General features: G+C 40.7%; 23 protein-coding genes. 11 read left to right on the top strand and 12 right to left on the bottom strand.

The features are described from left to right. Position 1 precedes the first annotated feature (1 nt). Genes arsC through GZH31_RS05795 form a run of 3 tightly spaced genes read left to right on the top strand, consistent with a single transcriptional unit; the run spans position 2 to position 1,361 of the window. Positions 2 to 349 carry an arsenate reductase (glutaredoxin) gene (gene arsC / locus GZH31_RS05805; protein ID WP_074988597.1) on the top strand — a complete coding sequence of 116 codons (348 nt, stop codon included), beginning with the start codon at positions 2 to 4 and terminating at the stop codon, positions 347 to 349. Then, positions 349 to 903 carry an NAD(P)H:quinone oxidoreductase gene (gene wrbA, locus GZH31_RS05800; protein ID WP_180311471.1) on the top strand — a complete coding sequence of 185 codons (555 nt, stop codon included), beginning with the start codon at positions 349 to 351 and terminating at the stop codon, positions 901 to 903. Before arsC ends, wrbA begins: the two co-directional genes overlap by 1 nt. Continuing rightward, positions 900 to 1,361, top strand: coding sequence for a DUF2069 domain-containing protein (locus GZH31_RS05795; protein WP_180311470.1), 462 nt, complete (start codon positions 900 to 902; stop codon positions 1,359 to 1,361). The genes wrbA and GZH31_RS05795 overlap by 4 nt, the downstream gene beginning before the upstream one ends. A 281-nt stretch (positions 1,362 to 1,642) precedes the next feature. Here the strand turns inward: GZH31_RS05795 and GZH31_RS05790 are convergent, their stop codons facing one another. Continuing rightward, positions 1,643 to 2,980, bottom strand: coding sequence for an ankyrin repeat domain-containing protein (locus GZH31_RS05790; protein WP_180311469.1), 1,338 nt, complete (start codon positions 2,978 to 2,980; stop codon positions 1,643 to 1,645). 256 nt (positions 2,981 to 3,236) lie between these two features. Further along, positions 3,237 to 3,830 (bottom strand): phospholipid-binding protein MlaC, encoded by a 594-nt coding sequence (locus GZH31_RS05785; protein WP_036969635.1) that lies wholly within the window; start codon positions 3,828 to 3,830, stop codon positions 3,237 to 3,239. A 237-nt stretch (positions 3,831 to 4,067) separates the two neighbouring features. Here GZH31_RS05785 and GZH31_RS05780 point away from each other — a divergent pair, with 237 nt between their 5' ends. Continuing rightward, positions 4,068 to 4,604: an acyloxyacyl hydrolase gene (locus tag GZH31_RS05780; protein ID WP_065979777.1), complete on the top strand. Its 537-nt coding sequence runs from the start codon at positions 4,068 to 4,070 to the stop codon at positions 4,602 to 4,604. A gap of 231 nt (positions 4,605 to 4,835) precedes the next feature. Beyond that, positions 4,836 to 4,979 (top strand): DUF2897 family protein, encoded by a 144-nt coding sequence (locus GZH31_RS05775; RefSeq protein WP_074988602.1) that lies wholly within the window; start codon positions 4,836 to 4,838, stop codon positions 4,977 to 4,979. Positions 4,980 to 5,009: 30 nt separating this feature from the next. Here GZH31_RS05775 and GZH31_RS05770 read toward each other — a convergent pair whose 3' ends face one another. Both GZH31_RS05770 and bamC read right to left on the bottom strand, forming a co-directional pair. After that, a complete protein-coding gene (locus GZH31_RS05770; protein ID WP_180311468.1) occupies positions 5,010 to 6,377 on the bottom strand; it encodes a YjiH family protein in 1,368 nt (455 codons plus the stop codon). Between the two features lie 71 nt (positions 6,378 to 6,448). Beyond that, the gene (gene bamC, locus GZH31_RS05765; RefSeq protein WP_065979776.1) at positions 6,449 to 7,510 is read right to left on the bottom strand and encodes an outer membrane protein assembly factor BamC; all 1,062 of its coding nucleotides are present in this window, start codon (positions 7,508 to 7,510) and stop codon (positions 6,449 to 6,451) included. 367 nt (positions 7,511 to 7,877) lie between these two features. On the opposite strand from bamC, the gene GZH31_RS05760 reads away from it, so the two are divergent. Together GZH31_RS05760 and bcp are read left to right on the top strand one after the other, a co-directional pair. Further along, positions 7,878 to 8,411, top strand: coding sequence for a glycine cleavage system protein R (locus tag GZH31_RS05760; protein WP_036969643.1), 534 nt, complete (start codon positions 7,878 to 7,880; stop codon positions 8,409 to 8,411). 10 nt (positions 8,412 to 8,421) lie between these two features. Next, complete coding sequence (bcp, locus tag GZH31_RS05755) at positions 8,422 to 8,904, top strand: thioredoxin-dependent thiol peroxidase (protein ID WP_036969646.1); 483 nt, start codon at positions 8,422 to 8,424, stop codon at positions 8,902 to 8,904. A gap of 116 nt (positions 8,905 to 9,020) precedes the next feature. Here the strand turns inward: bcp and queE are convergent, their stop codons facing one another. Further along, a complete protein-coding gene (queE, locus tag GZH31_RS05750; RefSeq protein WP_036969649.1) occupies positions 9,021 to 9,686 on the bottom strand; it encodes a 7-carboxy-7-deazaguanine synthase QueE in 666 nt (221 codons plus the stop codon). Positions 9,687 to 9,832: 146 nt separating this feature from the next. Between queE and queC the strand changes: the two genes are divergently transcribed. Continuing rightward, a complete protein-coding gene (queC, locus tag GZH31_RS05745; protein WP_065979774.1) occupies positions 9,833 to 10,489 on the top strand; it encodes a 7-cyano-7-deazaguanine synthase QueC in 657 nt (218 codons plus the stop codon). A 29-nt stretch (positions 10,490 to 10,518) separates the two neighbouring features. Here the strand turns inward: queC and GZH31_RS05740 are convergent, their stop codons facing one another. The 4 genes from GZH31_RS05740 to GZH31_RS05725 form a co-directional block, all read right to left on the bottom strand. Beyond that, on the bottom strand, positions 10,519 to 12,693 hold the full coding sequence (locus tag GZH31_RS05740; protein WP_180311467.1) for an exonuclease domain-containing protein: 2,175 nt from the start codon (positions 12,691 to 12,693) through the stop codon (positions 10,519 to 10,521). Positions 12,694 to 12,761: 68 nt separating this feature from the next. Then, the gene (locus tag GZH31_RS05735; protein ID WP_065979772.1) at positions 12,762 to 12,950 is read right to left on the bottom strand and encodes a DUF3185 family protein; all 189 of its coding nucleotides are present in this window, start codon (positions 12,948 to 12,950) and stop codon (positions 12,762 to 12,764) included. Positions 12,951 to 13,013: 63 nt separating this feature from the next. Continuing rightward, entirely contained in the window at positions 13,014 to 14,423 is a 1,410-nt protein-coding gene (locus GZH31_RS05730; protein ID WP_180311466.1) for a cell wall metabolism sensor histidine kinase WalK, read from the bottom strand. Further along, entirely contained in the window at positions 14,423 to 15,097 is a 675-nt protein-coding gene (locus GZH31_RS05725) for a response regulator transcription factor (protein WP_036969661.1), read from the bottom strand. Before GZH31_RS05725 ends, GZH31_RS05730 begins: the two co-directional genes overlap by 1 nt. A 174-nt stretch (positions 15,098 to 15,271) precedes the next feature. On the opposite strand from GZH31_RS05725, the gene GZH31_RS05720 reads away from it, so the two are divergent. Genes GZH31_RS05720 through GZH31_RS05710 form a run of 3 tightly spaced genes read left to right on the top strand, consistent with a single transcriptional unit; the run spans position 15,272 to position 19,257 of the window. Further along, entirely contained in the window at positions 15,272 to 17,215 is a 1,944-nt protein-coding gene (locus GZH31_RS05720) for an LTA synthase family protein (RefSeq protein WP_180311465.1), read from the top strand. A gap of 15 nt (positions 17,216 to 17,230) precedes the next feature. Further along, complete coding sequence (locus tag GZH31_RS05715) at positions 17,231 to 18,856, top strand: phosphoethanolamine transferase (protein ID WP_257473681.1); 1,626 nt, start codon at positions 17,231 to 17,233, stop codon at positions 18,854 to 18,856. 20 nt (positions 18,857 to 18,876) lie between these two features. Further along, complete coding sequence (locus GZH31_RS05710) at positions 18,877 to 19,257, top strand: diacylglycerol kinase (protein ID WP_075594281.1); 381 nt, start codon at positions 18,877 to 18,879, stop codon at positions 19,255 to 19,257. Here the strand turns inward: GZH31_RS05710 and GZH31_RS05705 are convergent. From GZH31_RS05705 to GZH31_RS05695, 3 genes are all read right to left on the bottom strand, one after another. Continuing rightward, complete coding sequence (locus GZH31_RS05705) at positions 19,254 to 19,487, bottom strand: hypothetical protein (protein ID WP_118844150.1); 234 nt, start codon at positions 19,485 to 19,487, stop codon at positions 19,254 to 19,256. The genes GZH31_RS05710 and GZH31_RS05705 overlap by 4 nt on opposite strands. 49 nt (positions 19,488 to 19,536) lie before the next feature. Continuing rightward, positions 19,537 to 20,289: a hypothetical protein gene (locus GZH31_RS05700; protein WP_083633678.1), complete on the bottom strand. Its 753-nt coding sequence runs from the start codon at positions 20,287 to 20,289 to the stop codon at positions 19,537 to 19,539. Between the two features lie 62 nt (positions 20,290 to 20,351). Next, positions 20,352 to 21,869: a glycoside hydrolase family 10 protein gene (locus tag GZH31_RS05695; protein ID WP_180311464.1), complete on the bottom strand. Its 1,518-nt coding sequence runs from the start codon at positions 21,867 to 21,869 to the stop codon at positions 20,352 to 20,354. Positions 21,870 to 21,908 lie beyond the last annotated feature (39 nt).

Genomic DNA, 21,908 nt, shown 5'->3' with positions numbered 1-21,908 from the left:
CATGTCTGTTACTATTTATCATAACCCACGTTGTTCAAAGTCACGTGAGACACTTGCCCTACTCGAAAGCAATAACGTACAACCTACCGTGGTTGAATACTTAAAAACACCACTAGATGAAGCGCAAATCGCAACGCTTGTAGACCAGCTTGGTTTTTCTTCTGCGCGAGAATTAATGCGCACCAAAGAAGATATCTATAAAGAACTTGATTTAAAGAACGAGCAAGATGAAAGCAAACTGCGTGCTGCAATGGTTGCTAATCCTAAATTAATTGAGCGTCCAATTGTTGTAAATAACAACAAAGCAGCCCTAGGTCGTCCACCTGAAAACGTATTAAGCGTGCTTTAATGACAACCAATATTGTTGTTTTATACCACTCAAGCCATGGTTCTTTAGAAGCCATGGCCCATGAGATTTGCGATGCCATTGAGCAGCAAGGGGCAAACGCCTTATTGCGTACGTTTGTACAACGTCAACCGCACGACATCGTGGTCAGTAAAGAGGATTTGATTAACTGTGATGGCCTTGCGTTTGGCACTCCTACACGCTTTGGTATGATGGCCTCACAAGCAAAAAGCTTTTGGGAAACAACCAGCGATTTATGGCTTAAAGGCCAGCTGATTGATAAACCTGCTTGTGTCTTCTCGTCATCAAGTAGTATGCATGGCGGAAACGAAGCCACACTGCTTAATTTATCATTACCACTGTTACATCACGGTATGATGTTGCTTGGTGTTCCCTATGACGTACCTGAACTGCTTGGCACCGAAACAGGGGGTACGCCTTATGGCGCAACACATGTCGCGGGTAGTAATAACAGCAATATTCTAAGTAAAGACGAAATAAAAATTTGTCAGAGTGTTGGAAAACGTCTGGCACTGATTGCGAGTAAATTACAATGAGCTCAGAGTCTGAGTTAAACTACCCTGTAGCCAAAAAGCCGATTACAAAGCGTTTTCAACGTTTTGCATTAATTGGTTACATTGGTTTATTAATTTTAATGCCAATTTGGTTGTTTTTAATTGCACCACGAGAAGGCCACAGCAACGCATTTATATTTGTTGTTTATATTGTGCCATTGCTATTGCCATTAAAAGGAATTATTCAAGACAAGCCCTACACCTACGCATGGGCTAACTTTATTGTCATGTTCTATTTTATACATGGCTTTACCTTGCTTTGGGTAGCCCAAGATCAGCTTATTTGGGTGTTACTTGAGTTAACCTTTGCAAGCCTCATGTTTATTGGTTGCACTTATTATGCACGCCATAGAGGGCAAGAGTTAGGATTGAAAATTCGTAAGCTCAAAGAAGAATTAGCAGAAGAAAAAGCCGCCCACGAAAGCGAGTCTAAAAAATAGCAAAAACGGCAACCAAGGTTGCCGTTTTTTTATTGAAATAAAAGCGGAAACTCCACACTTCTGTACTTATCCCAATTCAATTCGGTTAATTAAATGAGCAGTGTTGAGGCTAAATCGTCGCTGATAACAAAGCAAAAAAATCGTTATTTAGTTGTTCTCGGCAATGGCTCCTGCATTGCTCTACCTCCTGCATCCATGCAGTCGTAAATCAGCAATTTTTAACGCAGATAGCGACAGGTTAAACCCTCAAAATGATTAAGTATTATTACGAATTAATGGTATTAAACAAGCTCTGAAAGTGTCGCTAATGCCACAATGCTTGCCAAACCAACTTGTGCGATCAAACTAAACAACGAAAACATACGCAGTAGAAAGAGTCCCCAAGGGTGGCGTAAATGTGGGTAAAGCGCGCAACGCTTTAAGCTCGTTGCAAAGAAAAAGCACATGATGGCAAGCAAGGTAAAGCTCAGCGTTAATTCACTTTTTATAGCAATGCTATCATCAAAAAAGAAGAACAACTGCACAGGGAAAAGCAAAGTGACGATGGCATGCAGCAAATGCACTTTTTTCACACGTTCGAACTGCCCTTCTGGTGAAAGTTCTTTAATCCCAAAATCGCGCTCTAGGCATTTTATCAAGTTATCTGCTTTTATACTGACGGCTAAGCGATAACAACTTAAACCTTCGTTATTACGGACACGAAAATCAAACCCCGATTTTAACAAAAACACTAACAAAGGTTCACTTTGGGCAAACACGGCATAATGTAATGCGGTATTACCTTTGTTATCTTGTCGCGTTTTATCTTGATGTTCGAGTATCGTTTCAACAACATTTACGTAGCCTTTTTCTATCGCCCACATAAACGCAGTTTTACCGTTTTCGTCAGCAAGTGTGCCTGTTGCCCCTTGCTCAATAAAGCGCTTTGCCATTGTTTGCTTTGCACTTTCATGACTTAAATGCGCTAACAGCGCTTGCTCAAGTAACGCGACAGAATCAACGTCTGGCGAGACCAACTTCAATAACGTAAAGTAGTCTTCCCCTTGCGCGACTTTATCTGCTGCAAGGCTGGTTAAATGTTCCAGGTCAGCAACCGTTTCAGGGATAAAGCTACTAAGACGGTCTCTAAAATCCACTTCAGTCCACAGCTCAAGCACGTCTTGTGCTGACATTTTTGCACCTTGATTCAGCACATGCTCAATCACCGTAAAATAGCGACGATTGAATAGCTGGTGAATAAGTGTAATCGGTGTTTTAACCGCTGATTGCGCAAATGCACTGGCGTATTTTTCAAGACGCTGGCAGAGCATAAGTACAAGGCTTTCTGGGGTGTAATCGTTGTCTAGAAAATGCGTTTTCATTGCATTTATATAGTGCTGCGCAGATTCATCAAACTCAGAAATATGCTGAAAGTAGCACTCTTCAAAAGGCTCAAGCGGTGTTAACCAAGTAAGGTAATAAATAGGTGGCAGAACCGTCGTGCACACACCGTCATCTTCATTTGTTGAACGACATGCAGGCCAAGCTTCTAAAGCATCTAAAATATAAGCCCCGTTTTGCTCAGCTAATCCTTTGATCAGTAACGGGTATTCCTTCGGCCAAATCAGTACATTTTCCATTAAAAAAACACAACTCCGCTGCACATTATTCGAGGTCTTATTAAGCACTCAGTTATAACAAAATATAACTGACACTGAGCTTAATATTGCGACCAAAAAACGAGTATCTTGACAGATACTTAGGTTAATAAGAAAAGTAGCTTGATTCTACCACAGAGGGTACGAGGTGCTAGCGCAAAGTAGGTGATTTTTAAAGAAAATAGAAAAGCAGTGGCACACACACGGAACACACTGCTTGGTTGGAGACTATATAAACTTATTTACTGGCTAATTCGTGTGTTACTTGGTCGATGCCTACTTGGCTAATGCGTTGCAATACTTCTTTTTGCTTTGCACTTAAGAGCGAAATACCTTCAGCAACGATATCGTAAACTTTCCATTGCTTGTCTTTGCCTTGACGCAACTTAAAGTGTAAATCAATGGCTGGGGCATTATCGTCAACAATTTGCGTTTTCACTGTTGCATAATCACCATCGACCAACTGAGATTGATCGAAAATAACTTTTTGGCCGGTGTACTTCATAAGCGCACCCGCATAAGTCACCGTTAAATAATGCTCAACAGCAGCAATAAACTCAACAGCCTGTTCGCGGCGTAAACCTTTAATATGCTTACCTAGCAGTTTGTAAGATACAAATTTAATATCCATGTGTGGCAGTAAACGTTGCTCTACAATACTGCTCATTGCTTCAGGGCTTGCATCACCTTTGGCATTCACATTGGCGATATCAACAAATAAATCAGCTGTTACTGATTCTAATAACTGCTTTGGCGAACTCACATTACTGGCGCTTACACTGGCCGTAAAGAGTGTTGCAATTAGCAAGAATGAATTAACTAATCTGGTCATTGTGTGTGCTTCTGGATCAAAAAATTTTCGCTAATATACCGATTACTACCCCAAAGAAAAAGAACCAATACGACACCTTTTTAATGCCAAAATGACACCAATCAGTTTTTATTAGCATTTTCATATAATTACTTCTAAAACCACGAGCCTGCACAGCGTCTGTGTATTTTCGCACATTGAAAACGGCTCCCCCCTGCCCTTATCTACATTCTCACAGTCACAAAGAGAAGTACCGATATGAAAAAAATGCATCAATTAAAAACCCTCATACTTTGCGCAACGGCTTTGGTCGCAGGCCCGCTTTATGCAGCTTCAAATCATGGTTATGCAATTGATTATATTCAAGGTGAAGGCGACGTGAAAGGCATTAAATTAGCCTACCAATATCATATCCCGAGCGAGAAATTACCACTCAAGTACGGCCGTTTATACTTCGAATCGAGTTTTAACATTTGGCAATACGGTAAAGAAAACAATCATCAAACTAACGTAGTGTTAGCAATGTCACCCGTGATTCAATACCCCGTGTTCAATGTTAAAGGTATACCGGTGTCAGTTGAGTTTGGTATAGGCGTCTCAATTTTAGATGACACCCACTTTGCAGGAAAAAATGTTAGCACTCACTACCAGTTTGAAGACAGGTTAGGCTTGGTTGCTGATTTAGGTGATAACCGTTCGTTAGCATTACGCTATTTACATTACTCTAATGCGGGATTCAAAAGCCCAAACCCTGGACTTGATTTTATTTCTCTTTCTTATGCAAAACGCTTTTAATACCATTGTGCTTAATTAAGTGGTCTATTTTGAGGTAATAAAACCGCGTTGATAACAAGGCAAAAATTTAGTTATTTAGTTGTTCTCGGCAATTGCTCCTGCATCCATGCAGTCGTAAATCAGACATTTTTAACGCAGGTAGCGACTGGTTTGAACACTCAAAATGATTAAGTATTTTTGCGGATTGATATAAGTGCTACTATCTAGGTTGATGAATTAGCTGAGTGTACTATGGAAACCTGGCAAAAAATTGCAATCGTCGTGGCCGTGTTTGGGGTTGTCATTGGCAACCTTGCTTTATTAAAACATGCAGCAAAAATGGACTTTAAAAAGCCCGAAAAAAAAGACGAAAATGATCAAAAAAGCCCTGATTGATCAGGGCTTTTTGATTATGCGCTAACGAGTTTACACTAACCAATGCGCCATCAATACAATGACCGGCAGCGTCACCAATGTTCTTAAAATAAAAATTAAAAACAATTCAACGATATTCACCGGGATTTTGCTGCCTAATAACAATGCCCCTACTTCTGACATGTAAATTAACTGCGTGACACTCATAGCAGCAATAATGAAACGGGTGACATCGCTCTCAATGTTTCCCGCCGCTAATATTGACGGTATAAACATATCGGCAAAACCCACCATAATAGTTTGCGCCGCTGCTTCTGCTTCAGGGACCTGCAGTAATTCTAAAAATGGCACAAATGGTTTGCCCATGTATTCAAAAATGGCAGTGTATTCAGCGATAATCAGGGCAAATGTACCCACAGCCATCACTACGGGTAATACAGCAAAAACCATGTCAAATGCGTTGTGTAAGCCTTCTTTAAGCGTGCCTACAACGCCTGGAGCTGTGCGTGCTTTAGCTAAAGCAACATCGAGAGAATGCGTAACAAGAGTTTTCCCTTCTGGCACCGACTCTGCATGCTTGTCGGGTTCTGTGCCGTCAACATACAAATCTTTCTTAAAACGTAAAGGCGGTAAACGCGGAACAATTAAAGCGGCAACAAAACCCGCTAAACACACGGTCAAATAGAATGGAGCAAACAAGTGTTCTAATTTTACTTGGCCAATAACAACCAAACAAAAAGTAATTGATACCGCAGAAAATGTGGTACCAATAATCGCAGCTTCACGTTGTGTATAATGCTTGTCTTCATATTGGCGTGCGGTCATTAAAATACCGACACTACCATCACCAAGCCACGACGCTACGCAGTTAACTGCGCTTCGTCCTGGTACACCAAATAAAGGGCGCATCACCTTTGTCAGTAACGTACCAACAAGCTCCAACAAACCAAAGTTGAGTAATAATGGCAGCAGTAAACCCGCTAAAATAAACACCGAAAAAAGTACCGGCAGGAGGTCGTTTAAAACTAATGCCCCTGTATCACCCGAAATAATCATTTCGGGACCTTGCTTCGTGTACGTTAATATAATAAATACCATACCGAGCAAACGCACAGTCAACCACAGCCAACTTACATCAAACAAATGTTTAATAATAAATATTTTTAACAGCGCTCTTGGCTTAAAAAACTTTATTATTAACGACATAACACCTGTGATACACACAATTGTGGTAATTAACCCCAATGCAAATGGCGCAATCCACTCCTGCACAGCTTTTGCCATAACAGCAATTGGAATTGTCATTGCTTCACCTATGGGTACCGGCGTCATAAACAAGAAGACACCTATAAGTGAAGGAACGAAAAAGGTAAACAAAGTTCGCAAGTTACTGCGGTTTGCAGCGTTTAAGTTAGACATATTTTCAACCTGTAAAAACCACAAAAAGAGCGGCTAGGCTCTTTTTGTGGTGGTTTTAACTTTTTTAATTATTAAATATTGATGCCGCGTTGGCGCAGCGCATTTTCTAATGCTTGTTGTAGGTCATTCATTGTACCCGGCTCAAGTGTATTGCCTTCTGAGTCCATCCAAGTCAGGCTTGTGCCACCTTCATTGGTACGACTAACAAGAATTTGGTATTGGCCATCTTCAATAGGCAGTTCTGCAAGCTCTTCACCCCAAATAGAATCCCACACGCTTGACTCTGGCTTTTTGTAATCAGCCGTGATCAAACCGCGCTCTTGATCAATTTCAACAATGGTGAAAGATAAACGCTCTAAGAAACCAGAAAAACGATCAAACACAACAAAGTAATCTTGCTCAGTAACTAATGCGGCGTTACCTTTGTTATCAAAGCCCATTTCAAGCGAAATAATGCCTTGTTGTTTACGCATTTCAACCTCAAGTTGACGATAACGATAGTCAAACTCAGCGATTACTTGGTTTAAAGCACGCACTTCTAATTGTTGTTGTAGAAGCGGTGTTAATTCTTGTGAGTCACTTTTATAATCAACCAGTTTTGCATTTAAAGATGCTGTACGTTGATGCGATTTCTCTTCAATTGTAAAAAGAAAACGCTGCTGTGACACTTCCGTTTCGCTTTCCCAAAACCAGCTATCTTCAGGCTTGATGATTGTGTACCAATCAGTTTCTATGCTGCCTAATAACTTATCTTCTTTAACGGCACGGGTATTACTCTCATTCAGTACCGCGTGAACGGAATCCCAAATAAATTCATCTAAATCAACGATACCGTCATTTTTATCAAAATAAACACGTGCGTCTTTATCGCCTTCTTCAACCCAGCTACCTTGTGCAATGGTGATCACTTGCGCCGGTGGACGATAATTTCTCGCTTCAGGATTATTGTCGTACTGAGCCACTTCCATTTTATAAGTCGGATCTTGAGCTGGTTGCGCAAGTCCTTCAGGCGCTTTAACCGGTTCGTTAGCACGATAATTACGTTTATGGTGTGCTTCATCGGTAAATACACCGCACCCAGTTAAACTTACCAATACGCTTACAGCAAGCGCCTTTGAGATCCAATACTGCACAGATATTTCTCCTTAGCAAACCCTTAATTTTTTTAACAAATATATGAGTGGGTAATGCCGATTTGGTTCACTGTAAAATCACTTTTAACTTTACATTTTTTATTTTATGCAAAAAACCCGAATGGTTTGGGTTAGCGTAACGTATGTGTTTGCTTATCACCTTGCAAAATTTTAACTATGGTACTTTCTGATGCCCCTAAAAACAAGAAAGAGCGCACTTTATTCACGGCTTAATTAATCGTCGCTATCGTTAACTGAGTAAATTATGTTAAACTTTGCCGCCGTGCGTTATTAAACTCACGTGAAATCAAGGCTTATTCTGGCTTATATCTATTGGTATTATTAATTACTAGGTACTTAAAATTCCATGACTGTTTTTACAAATCATCAGATAGTGCTCACTGCGATTGGCGAAGATAGACCCGGTATCGTTAGCGAATTGACTCAGTTAGTGAGTGATTGCCATTGCAATATAATTGACAGTCGCATTGCTATTTTGGGCAACGAATTTACCTTTATCATGTTATTGGCTGGCGATATGTCAGCAATTAGCCGCATTGAGCATACATTGCCTACAAAAGGCATGGAGCTTGGCTTATTAACCATGATGAAACGCACAGCAAGTCATGTTGCGTGTGAATTTTGTGCTGGTTACACCCTCGAATACACAGGTATTGACACACCGGGAACACTAAGCAAAGTAACGCGCTTTTTTGCTGACAATCATATCAGTATTTGTTCTCTTAAATCAGATACCTATGAAGAGAATGACGAACTTAAAATGCGCTGCGAACTAGAGTTTAATATCCCTGTAGAAGTCGATATTGATCACTTTAAAGTGAGCTTTGAAGATCTTTCTCGTAGTTTGAACGTAGACTATATATTCAGACGCATTCGCTAAGGAGCAAAGCATGAAGAAAATTAATCCACTACAAGCTGGCGACACAGCCCCTGCTTTTAGTTTACAAAACCAAAACGACGAAACCGTTGTCTTAGCTGATCTTTTAAAAGAGCAGCAAGTACTGGTTTATTTTTACCCTAAAGCATCAACTCCTGGTTGTACAGTGCAAGCTGAAAACCTTCGTGATGAAAAAGCAGAGCTTGCTAAGTTCAATACGCACGTTGTTGGTATTAGCCCTGATCCAATCAAACGACTAAAGAATTTTGAAACAAAGAAAGAGCTTAACTTTGATCTATTAGCCGATGAAGATCACGCCATTGCCGATGCATTCGGTATTTGGGGCTATAAAAAGTTTATGGGTAAAGAGTACGAAGGTATTCACCGCATCAGCTTTTTAGTAGGCCAAGATGGTAAAATCAAGCACGTGTTTGATAAGTTTAAAACCAAAGATCATCATCAGGTTGTGCTTGATTATTTAGCGCAGAATAAATAGTTACGAGTTACGAGTTACGAGTTACGAGTTACGAGAACATAGTAAAAAAGCGTTGCCAACTATTGGGGGTCACTTCAGTGCAACGCTTTTTTTGTTTCTACACAAAAATTATCTGTTTAACTAATTCCCAAATACTTATGCACTTGCACTGATAAACGCCAGTTCTTTGCAATACAGGTTTCAATGGCCAGTTTAGTCGCTGATGTTTTTTGGCTGATGGGTTGAAGGTAAACTAAACGCGGATTCACGCCTGTTTTTAAAAACAAATCTTCAAGCTCTTCGACATGCTTTTGCATGGCCACTGGGTGTTTAATTTCATCGGCGCGTTGCATTGCACTGCGCAGTACTTTGTAACCGCCGCGCATATTAATTTTTGGTGAAACCGTCACCCACGTTTGTTCAGGGACTAAAATCTCGAATGTGCCGCTGGTTTCTATTTGCGTAGAATAACCGTTTGCATGTAATAGCTCACACACTGGGTTTAAGTCATACATGCAAGGTTCACCACCGGTGATCACCACATGCTTTGCGTTGTAACCGCGTTCTTTAAATAGCGCTAATATTTGCTCTGCAGAGGCTTCGGCCCAATGATCAGAGTCCGCTTTTTTTTCGACCGTGTCATCAAGCGACACCCTATACACATTATCAACGTCCCATGTTTGTTTTGTATCACACCAAGCACAGCCCACAGGGCAGCCTTGCAAACGTAAAAAGATTGAAGGTGTACCCGTAAAACTTGCTTCACCTTGAATTGTTTCAAACACTTCGTTAATTTTGTACAAAAGACATCTCACTTACGACGCGACGGACAGTAAAAATTGGCCGCCTAAAAACCAAAATCGCGGGCAAAAATTGTTATTTAGGCCCGAGCCGTGTAGTATATCGCGCCCTGAAGTAAACCTCTATCAAAAGTATGAGCAAAACAGTTATGACGCAAAAAGTAGTTGTTATTTATTCCGGCGGTATGGACTCATTTACCGTATTAAATAAAGCCCTGCAGCAAGGCCACGAAGTGTATGCCCTGTCGTTCGACTACGGCCAGCGTCATGTCAAAGAGCTTAAAGTGGCGGCTCAAGTGTGTGAAAAGCTTGGTGTTCCTCATAAAATCGTTGATATTTCTGCGATTAATCAACTGATTGGCGGCTCGTCGTTAACCGACGATATAGACGTGCCAGAAGGTCATTACGAAGAAGAGAGCATGAAGAGCACGATCGTGCCAAACCGTAACATGATTTTATTATCACTGGCTGTTGGCTACGCAGTGTCGCTAAAAGCCAGCAAAGTGTATTACGGTGCTCATTCAGGTGACCATGCAATTTACCCAGATTGTCGTCCAGAGTTCGTTAAAAAAATGGATGATGTATGCCGTATTGCAAACTACGACGCCGTTGAAATTTTCAGCCCTTATTTAAACAATACGAAAATCGATATTTTGACAGATGGTTTAAAAATGGGCCTTGATTACAGCCAAACATGGACCTGCTACAACGGCCGCGACAAAGCCTGTGGTAAATGTGGTGCATGCCAAGAGCGTTTAGAAGCCTTCGCACTTAATAACGTAACAGACCCTATTGAGTACGAATAACCGCAAACGCAAAATGATAAAAGGCGAGTTTAACTCGCCTTTTTTGATTGTGTTTGCTGAATAAGTTTTAACAACTGGGCTGTGGCGGTAGCATCAGCCAGCGCACGGTGATGATTCGTTAAATTCAGTTCAAAATGCGCAGCTAAATTACCAAGCGAGTATGAGGGAAGTTTCGGAAATGCTTTTCGCGACTCAACCACCGTACACAATTTAGGCATTTTAAAGGTCTGGGCGATTGCGGCGTATTCTTTACGAATAAAACTGTAATCAAAATTCACATTATGAGCCACAAATACCGACCCTTTTAAGAGCTCTCTGAGCGTATCGGCTATATCAGCAAAACAAGGGGCATCGCGCACCATGGCGGCATTAATGCCGGTCAACTTGGTGATAAATGGCGGTATACTTCGCTCTGGATTAATTAAACTTGCCCACTGCTTAATCACTTCGCCGGCTTGTAGCTGCACCACGGCAATTTCGGTTATTTTATTATTACCTTGCACCCCACCCGTGGTTTCAATGTCAACCACACTGTATATACGGTTAGGATCATTAAACCAATTTACCGCAACAATGTTCACGGTAAAGCCATGCTGTTTTAATATATCAATACTCACCAGCTGATTGCGTCTGAGTTTATCACCAGGGGCTTTCACTTCTTCAAAGCACAAGCCAGTGTCTTTCAGTACCATTAAGTCTGGGTAGCCATCTTTGAGTTGTTTAAAAGTTTTTGTCATTTGCAATAAATGCGCTTTTAAACTCTCAAGTTCGCTGTGCTGAATAAGCACTTTTAAAGGCTCAAGAATATCACTGTGCCATTGAAACAACCCCGTTGGCGTATCGTAAAACTGCGCTGCACTTTTGCAAACCTGCTTATAAATACAATCATTATGGGTGAACGTTGCCAGTTTTTGCTCAATATCTGCCTGCTGCGAAGCGTAAAAACAATCGGCTAATAAAACATGCGGGTAAATATCAAACTCATTGCACGGTGGGTACGGTGTATCCACAAACAGTTCTTGCCAAAACGTCAACGCAAATAAACTCAACCACAGATTATTTTCAGTAAAAAATACCGTATGTCCCTGCTGTTGATAATACTCACAGACTCCTTGCTCAACATCGCCACGATAAATATCGTCAATCTCTAACTGACACTCAGTATTACTGAGCATTTGCGTTAACCGAGAGCGCTGCTGCTTGTTGTATTTTCGTTGTAAGAAATCTTCAGCAAAATACAAAATGCCGTCGTCGATGGGGTCGTTAATAATTGCTTCTAACGTTTGCTGTACCCATTCAGTATCACCTTGTTTATAACGTACACGAATAGCCAGTTCTTGTGCTTCACTGCTACCAGTGCAATTATCTAAAAGTGTGCATGAATAAGCCAAATCAGCCTCTTTAAATTGCTTAAATAAGCGAATAAGCAGTTTATTTTTAATACTGTGCGCTAAATCGTCAGTACAGTTTATCTGTAACAGTTCATTGGCTAAATGACGATATTGTTCAGGCATCTCGCATGCCTTAAACTGCATGCGGCATTGATTTAATTGGTAATGAGTCTGTGCTTCTTCAAGAGTATTAAAACGTGACCGCGTTTCACCAACATCATTACGCACCTTCGCTATCCCTAAATCACGCATAACAAAGCGGTTTTGATGGTTTATATCACCTGCACTTAAGCGACCGCTGTATAAAAACTCAAAGTACTCGTAATATTCTGCTCGGCTATTAACAACAAACTCTCCACATAACTGCTCAAGCGCATTCGCCTCTCGGTCAATATGTTGTTTACACAGTGCCAGTAAAACCCCTTTACTGGCCGACTTTTTAAACGTAACAGGGGTTTTAAAAAGTGCGTCATCGGCAAGCAATGCAACAAGCTCAGGTTTCGTTAAATGAGCAAGTACCAAATCAAGATCATCAACCCTAGGGTGAGCCACCAGCGCGAACTGCTTCAGTTTAAAAATAGCGCCGTGTAGGTTTGGGATTTCTTCGTAATTAAGCGATGAAAGCGCGACAAGTCTTGGTTTTCGCGAATAGATACGTAACAAAGTGCACAAGCTTTGTTCGTCGAGCTGGGTTAACTTAACGATAAATTGCTGTTGTTCAGGAGTTAGCAACGTTTTGCATTGCGCCTGAATAAACTCAGCTAATTCAAAAAAGTGATTTAAATAATATTTTAGCGGTAATTGTTTTTGCATAGCTAACACCACAACTGTATATAAATACAGTATCAGGTATTAGCTTGCTTATTTCAACATGTGGTTGCTTATTTTACTTTATAAATTCCCACAATGGCGCAGATTGCCCCACCCACCATACCAAGCCATGCTTCGATTGGTGTGTCGCCACTAAACGTACGACTTACTTGAGCACTGGCCGAGTCATAAACGTTATAACCCCATACAGCAAGTGCAACACCAATCACGATAAGTGCGATACCAATAATTTTACCCATAGTTATTATTCCTTATTGTTGTTCACTTTCAGTGTTGCACATAAATACACACGCTGCAAAATTTCACTTTAATTTCAAACTAAAGGTAATAAATTCCTTATTTAACTCAACGTTAAGTTCGGCGTTTATCGATGTGCTTAACGCTTTGACAATCGATAATCCAAGACCAAAATTATCGCTGGATGTTCTGGCACTGTCTTTTTGCCACAGTGGATCAAATAACTGGCTAATATCTTCATCGGTTAAGGGTATTTTTAATTCATTAGAAACAGATAATTGCAACTTACCCTCTTTATTAAGGAGCGTACTTACAGTCACTACACTCTTTTCTGGGCTGTATTGTTTAGCGTTATTCACAAGATTGATGATGATTGATTCAAGTGCAAATAGGTTACTAACAATAGCTGGGATATCTTCTTGAAGTGCAAATTCAACTCGCTCTAGATCGCACCTTTCTAAGGTACGCATTATGACCTGATTTAAATCGCAAGCATCTTGTTTTGGTAAGGCTTCATTACTGTATTTATGCAGTAGCAATAGGTTCGACACAATGCTTTTTAACCGTTGGCTAATTTTCAGTACCTCGGGTTTAAAATCGGCTTCAAATTCTTTTTCATCAGGAAAACGAATGGCCACTTCGGCCATGTTGATTAGCTCAGCAATGGGGGTTTTTAGTTCGTGAGCGATGTCTGACGTTAAACGTTTTTCGCGAAAGTACAGCTGCCTATTTTCTTTAATAAAGGCATTCAAGCTATTTACAATCGGCTGCAGCTCTTTAACTGGTTCTTCAACGACAATTATTGCATTTTTATCTGCGATACTAAGCCGACTAATATCACGATTGAGTTTATTCAGTGGCGCTAAAGAACTGTCGACCGATTTACGTACAAAGAGCCGAATAAAAACAATGACTGTCACTGTGGTTACAATAAAAATAACGTCAATTAACCACAAAATAAAATCAACTTCTTCAGAAGACGCGGCATAGGCCAAAGTAAGCGTGCTGTGATGTGGTCTACTCACTCCATTATAAAAATTCCTATGTGAGTGCGAGTCAAGTTGCGGCTGAAAACGAGTATAAATGATTCGTCCGTCACGACCATCCGGTAGCTGGGTGGTCATTATTTTCGCTTCACCCAATTTTAACTCTTCAAACTTAAGGTTCTTCAAAGCAAATAAATTAAGGCTTTGTGAGCGTGTAAACACTCCCTCCTCAGTCCAAATCTGAAAATACTCAGGCTCAAACTGCCCATCAAACTCTGGCATAAATTCACTCGAGAAATTAAAAGCCACCCCTTCTTCATCTTCATGTACCAAAGTCATCAGCATGCCAGCTTTTGAGTGTAAGCCACGGTTAAACTCATTATCAATCCAATTATCGACTGCAATATCTGTGGCTAATAAAATACCTAAAACAAGCCCTGTTATCGCTATGGATAGAGTAAAAACTAATTTACTGCGAATTGATTTCATCACCTTCCTTGAATTATGTAACCAAAACCACGCTTGGTTTGAATAGGTAACTCACCACCTGCCGCTCTGACCTTTTTACGTGCTGATGATAAATGCGCCTCAATAGAGTTTTTCGAAACTAAGTCATATTGCCCTGCAATATAAGTACTTAACTTTTCTGATGTAATCACTTTATTTTGATTACTAAATAAGCACTCAACAATTTTGTATTCGTTGGGCGTAAGGTCGATTACAGTGTCACCGACTTGCAACAGTTTTAATTGTAAGTTCAAAGCCAAGTTATCGATGCGGATCACATCACTGATTGTTTTCAAGCCACCGCGACGCATCAAGTTTAATAACCTTGCATGAAGCTCATCAAACGAAAATGGTTTTGTTAGGTAGTCATCGGCCCCAGTCAGCAGCCCTTTCACTTTGTCTTCAGGTTCTTGCTTGGCAGATAAAATGAGCACACGCACATCGAGCTGCTTTGCTCTTATGGTTTGTAATAACGTAATACCATCAATACTGGGTAACATAATGTCGAGTACTATTAATTCGTACTCTCCTGTCATTGCCATACTAAGTCCTTCAGCGCCATCGCCAGTTTCATCAATGGTAAAACCTAAGTTTTCAAGGCCAACTCGTAGACTACGTCTTAATGACACTGAATCTTCAATAATTAACAATTTCATATGTTACTCAAATAAGTAAAAACTCTTCTACCTCATCAGGTTACAGCACCAAACTTAAGATTCACTTAAGATTTACTGAAGTTTTTCTGGTTTAGAAAATATTAAGATTACCATAAGGATTTCTTAAGTTTTGCTTCCTACTATTGCCGTAGTTTCGATTAAGAAAGTACGACTATGACAGCAAAACTCTCCGTTTTAAAACCTTTGTTTCGTTTTACCTTATTATTAATGACAGTTTTTATGCTGTCGAGAATTGGCTTACTGTTATGGCAGCAGCAACGGCTTGTTGATGGTGATAGCATAGCTGTGCTAATTGGTGGCCTGAGAATCGATTTGAGTAGCCTAGGTTACCTATCAGCTTTAGCCGTTTTGATGTTACTTGCTAACGTGTTTTTGCGCAGTAAAACCGCTTTATTTCAACATGCTTTTACTCTTTATAGCAGCCTAGTCGTAACTGTAATCGTGGTTGTTGAGGCTTCGACACCCGCATTTATTAACCAATACGATGTGCGACCAAATCGCTTGTTTGTCGAATACCTAGATTACCCTCAAGAAGTATTCTCTATGCTGTTAAATGGCCATCAGCTGGCTATGATAAGCACCTTAATTATTGCAACACTAAGTTGTGTGTTTGCGTATCGCTTTATAAATGCAGCATTTAGTAAACAACAAAACACTAAAAAGGCTAGCCAAGTGGTAATACTCGTTACCACCTTAATAATTTGTTTAATTAGCGCAAGAGGTACTGTAAGTCATCGCCCTCTAAATCCGGCATTAGTGTATTTTTCGGGTGACTCGCTGGTTAATTCACTGGTGCTCAACTCACCCTACAGTGTAGCGTTTGCTTTAAAAAATATGGGTAATGAAAAGAATGCCATTAGTCTATATGGCACCATGCCACGCAGTGACATTATCGACACCGTTAAAAAAGCATCATATCGCTCACAGTTCACCATTGAGGCAATCCCAACGCTTGCTGTTAACACAGCGTTTAACCATAAAAGTAAAAAGAACTTAGTGATCATTTTAGAAGAGAGCTTAGGTGCTCGTTTTGTCGGGGAGTTAGGTGGCATTGGTGTTACACCACACCTTGATAAGCTGTATAAAGAAGGTTGGGGATTTAACAATTTATATGCAACGGGTACACGTTCTGTCCGAGGAATTGAAGCTGTAACAACCGGTTTTATCCCCTCACCTTCTCGCTCAGTAGTAAAGCTATCAAAGTCACAGCATAACTTCTTTTCACTTGCCGATGTACTGGCACGCACAGGTTATACCACCCAATTTATTTATGGCGGAGAAAGTCACTTCGATAACATGAAAAGCTTTTTCTTAGGCAATGGCTTTCGCGATATTGTAGATATTAATGACATACAAAGCCCAGAGTTTATCTCATCTTGGGGAGTAAGCGACGAAGACTTATTCAATCAAGCTGATAAAGAGCTAAACGAGCTAAATAAAGCGGGCAAACCTTTTTTCAGCCTTGTGTTTACTTCAAGTAATCACGATCCCTTTGATATTCCAGAAGGTAAGGTAACACTGCCTGAAGGCCACGACCCTCAAAACTACAAACGCGATCTCGCAATTAAATACGCTGACTACGCGCTAGGTAAATTCATCGCAAAAGCCAAAACACAAGATTACTGGCAAGACACGGTATTTTTAGTGGTTGCTGATCATGATGTGCGCGTGTTTGGCTCAGAGCCTGTGCCGCTTAAATCTTTCCATATTCCTGCTGTCATTTTAAACAGTGATATGAAAGCAAAGCGTGATACTCGCTTAGTAAGCCAAATGGATTTACCGGTAACCTTGTTATCGTTATTAGGTGTTGAACAAGCGACCCCAATGATCGGCTACGACTTAACAAAACAATACCCCGTAGAGCGCGCCATGATGCAGTACTACGACAACTTTGCTTACGTAGAAAATGGTGAAGCCGTGATCCTGATGCCAAACCAAAAAGTGAGCTATTGGCGCTATGACCCTGCTAGTAAAACCCAAGTTGCCATCGATAACGCAGATAGCAGCGTTGAGCTTGCCAAAAAAGCCTTAGCTCACGTCTTATTTAGCAATTTAGCTTATACCGAACAGTTGTATCGCTTACCAATTAAACCGTAGCGATGAGGAATGATTATGAGCATGCAAATTAAACAACTCCTTACTAAAAAATGGCACGTTAGCTACAGCCAATTTGTCTGGCTGGTGTCGTTTTACTTGGTTATAGCATTTAATGGCCTGTTTTTATTTAACATGCTTGAAGCTGCCAGCAAACCTGAACATATCAATTGGTTATTTATAGCAAGCGTACCTTTTTTCTTATTAGCACTGACGGCAATGGTATTGAGTTGGTTATCGTTAATCACCTTTGTAAAACCCGTGCTTTTAACAAGCATCGTAGTTTCGTCACTGTTGTTTTATGCAACCTTAAATTACGGTGTTATCTTTGATAAAAGCATGTTGCAAAATGTCTTAGAAACAAATTCAGGTGAGGCATTTTCATACCTAAATGTACAAGTCATCGCTTTTATTGGTGTGCTTGGGGTGCTCCCAGCCTATTTGTTTTCTCGCTTTAAAATTGTCGGAAACTTTCGTGTTCGCCTAAAAAGCTTTGCGTTTCTCAACGTCACAGCGTGTATTGCTGTAGCCGTTATTGCTGTGCCATTTTATAAAGATTATGCCTCTGTAGGGCGTAATAACCGCCAGCTAACAAGTTACATAACTCCTTTTGCATTTTACACCGCAAGCTATAAGTACTTGCGCGATAATTATTTTTACCCGCCTTTACCATTTAAAGTATTAGATAAAACACCGCATTTATTGGCTAAGCAGCAAAGCTCACTCACCATTATGGTGGTAGGCGAAACAGCCAGAGCAGCTAACTTTTCACTGCAAGGTTATGACAAGAAAACGAATCCATATACACCAAAACTCGGTGTGAAATACTTCAGCGATGTCAGCTCATGTGGCACCGCAACAGCCATTTCTGTGCCTTGTATGTTCTCGCGTTTAGATAGAAATGAATACGATTCCCGGCTTGCGCAGAGCCAAGAAAATGTGCTTGATCTAATCCAGCGAAGTGGTGTTGAAGTCACTTGGATTGACAATAACAGCAGCTGTAAAGGCGTTTGTGTTCGCGTTAAGTCTAAGACTATCGAACCAAATAAAATAAATACACAGTGTGATGGCCATTACTGTTTTGATGAAGTACTCGTTGAAGAGTTAGCTGCAACACTTGCCAAGAGTCATGCGACGCACCAACTAGTCGTGCTACACATGATTGGCTCGCATGGGCCAACCTACTATCGCCGCTATCCAGAAAAAGAGACTAAATTTTTGCCTGACTGCCCACGTAGCGATATCCAAAATTGTAGCAGCGAGCAACTCACAAACACCTATGACAATACCATTGCTTATACCGACTTAGTGCTGAGTAAACTAATCAACTTGCTTAAAGACAGTAAGGCGGATGATAAATCACTGTTATATGTCTCTGATCATGGTGAGTCGTTAGGTGAAAAAGGTTTGTATTTACATGGCTTCCCATACGCATTAGCGCCTAAAGAGCAAACCCAAGTGCCTATGCTATTTTGGAGTAATAAACTAGCCGATAGCCGCTTTAACCAATGTATTGAACAACAGCGTAACCATGCTTTTTCGCACGATAACATTTTTGACACCCTACTTGGCTTAACTCATGTCGGAAGTACTAAATATAACCCTGAGCAAGACATTTTTTATACTTGCTCAAAACAAAGCTAACGAAATAGAGATTTCATACGATGCAATTTGATAGCACTAACAAACCAATAGGCATTAAACGTATTCGCCTAGCATTTAAAAATTCCCAACGTGCATTCACGTGGTTAGCAAAGCATGAGTCTGCTTTTAAACAAGAGCTGATACTGTTAGTCCTTGCCATAGCCGTGGTTTTTGTCTGGCAAATTACCCTGTATGAGAAAATCATGCTGCTTGTATCTGTGTTATTTGTGATGTTTGCTGAAGTGGTCAATACGGCAATTGAAGCTGCAATAGACCGCATAGGCCTTGAAATTCATCCATTATCAGGCCTAGCCAAAGACTTGGGGTCAGCAGCTGTACTTATTGCTCTTACGATTTGTGCGCTGGTATGGGGCGGTGTATTTGTTAACAACCTAGGTTAATTCGCTTTTTTATCATCTGGGGTGTCATTACACAATGCACAATGTCGCCCTTTTGATGAGTGATATAAACGGGTTGCGATAAAAATTGCCGTTGCAATAAATGACCAAAGTAGCGCAAAACTTAATGCACTTTGTGTGTCGTGACCTTTAAGGATTTCTACCATAAATAATAAAATAGCCACCAGCGTGAAAATTCTAATGGCTCTTAAAATCCAAAATTTTGTACTCATAACTTACTCCTTTAAAAGAGTAAGCGTAGTGCAAAATAAGCAAAAACACCTAAAAATCCAAAGCAGGCTCAGACAAAACCTGTGCCCCATTTTTAAATACTTCTAATTGCCCCGCTGGTGATTGCTCAGTACCTAGCACAATAACATGACACACATAGCGGTAGCCGTTATTCATAAACGTATAAAAATGGTTACCGCCACTGCCATCAAAGCTTAACGTGCCATTTGTTATCACAATGCGTGGTTCATCCGCCATTGTTTGCGTGATGTCCCATGCTGCATAGCGGTATTGATTTTCTGCCAATTCATCAATACGTATTAAATGCTTTTTTGTCTTCCAAGTTAGTATCGGCTGTGTAAATTCGCGAAGACTTTCATGCAGGCGTTGTTTTTGCTTTGCAATAAGCGCTTCACGCCGTGTTTTTTCTGCTTCTGATTCATAGGGAACAGCCCAAATTGAACCATCAAAATCAAGCCACAATTTACCCGAGTCAAACATAATGCCCCGCCAGCCCATCATTTGCCAATCGTGGCGAATATTGGAGGTCGTGATTTTTTCAACGAACGCTTTATCAAAAACCTCATCAAAGCGCGCTATCAGCATGTGCTTGTTTTTAATAGCTTCTAAGGGGGCTTTACGCTTTAGCGGATAATGAACACGCTCTGCGATGGTGTCTTTATCACCCGCTTTAAATGCCGCAACCACTGGCTTAACAAGATTTATATGTTGAGTTGCGGCCATATTTTTTGTCGAAAAAATACATCCCAGCAGCAATACTGCAAATACCTTAATTGCGTTCACTCTGATGCCTATTTTATTGATTTTCATAAGCGTAACAGATAAAGGGATACAGCGTACAGACTCTACTTGAAGGCGATTTCTGTGGCAGGGCTTTGATTTCCTAGCCTATCGACCGCAATCACTTTTACAGCATTGAGCGACTGCCCCTCTTTTGTTTTATTGACCTTAAGCCAATTAACATCAGGCGTGTAAATTTGATAGTGCCAATCATCACCATATTGCGTGTACACTAAGCTGTGCGCGACGTGTTCGGGGGTTGTATGTTGCCAGCGTAACACTATAGATTCAGCCTGTTGTTGATACTCAAGTTTAAACGGTGATAGAGCGGGCATGTCTATCCAAGGCGTTTCAGGAATTAAAGCTTGATGCTGAAATACGCCATCTGCAATGACGTCACGCATTAATTGGCTCCCATCTAGTGCGGCAACATTCCAAAAAACGGTCCCTGGCGATGCAGTCAAAAATCCACGGTTGATCATTATTTGATTAACCACTTCATCAACACCTGCTTCGTCGAATGATCGCAGCGCATTAATACCCGGCCATAAATGACGACCTTGCGTGTTTTGTGACTGCCACCAGCTTAATAAGAGCGGGTAGCTTTGTGCGTATTGGTTTATTGGCCAATAAAGCTGAGGTGAAAAGTAATCTAACCACCCTTCGTTTAGCCATAACTTGGCATCTGCAAAAAGCGTTTCGTACTGATCCATGCCACGAATGGTACTAGGTTGTGTTGGTCTGTATACACCGAATGGGCTGATCCCGACTAACACATGTGGTTTAATTTCTTTCACCGTACTGTAAAGACGCTGCACAAATGTGTTCACCGCATTGCGTCGCCAGTCTGACACACTAAGCGTCCCACCTGCTTGAATATATGCCTGATATTGCTCAGCATCTGGAAAATCGTCTCCTTCGTTATACGATGGATACGGGTAAAAGTAATCATCATAATGAATGCCATCTAAATCATAGCGCGTTACCAGCTCTGTTAATGTATTTAATGTATGAGTGACCACATCTTTATCTGTCGGCAAAAACCAAAAAGTACCATTTTTTAATTTAACCACCTTATCAGGCTGGGTATTCACGACCGACTGCGACGATAATGGCCCGCCTACATGATGATGTGCTCGATATGGATTGATCCATGCGTGAAGCTTTAAGCCACGTTTATGCGCGTTTTCTATCCAAAATTGTAAGGGATCATAATAAGGCTCTGGGGCTTTTCCCTGCTCTTTCGTTAAATAGTAAGACCACGGCTCATAACTACTTTGATAAAGGGCATCAGCTTGGGGCCTCACCTGAAAAATCACCGTATTAAAATTATGTTGTTGCAGCGTATCCAGTATTCTAATTGCGTGTTCTTTTTGCTCTGCAACAGGTAACCCCGGCTCCAGGGGCCAATTTATATTGGCCACTGTCGCAACCCACGCTGCGCGAAATTCTCGCGCGACGACCTGTTGGTGAATTTTGCCAAGCATCTGCTTTTCAGCACTACTCGGCTCAGAACTGGGCAAAAAGCTACATCCAATCAAACCAGAAAACATCAACAAGATAAGTAAATTTTTAAAATGCATAGCTAACCTATTATTAAAAAGGCACAGCATAAATATGCT

Source organism: Pseudoalteromonas sp. JSTW, assembly GCF_013423925.1.
GTDB lineage: Bacteria > Pseudomonadota > Gammaproteobacteria > Enterobacterales > Alteromonadaceae > Pseudoalteromonas > Pseudoalteromonas lipolytica.
This window is presented reverse-complemented; position numbering and strand designations above follow the sequence as displayed.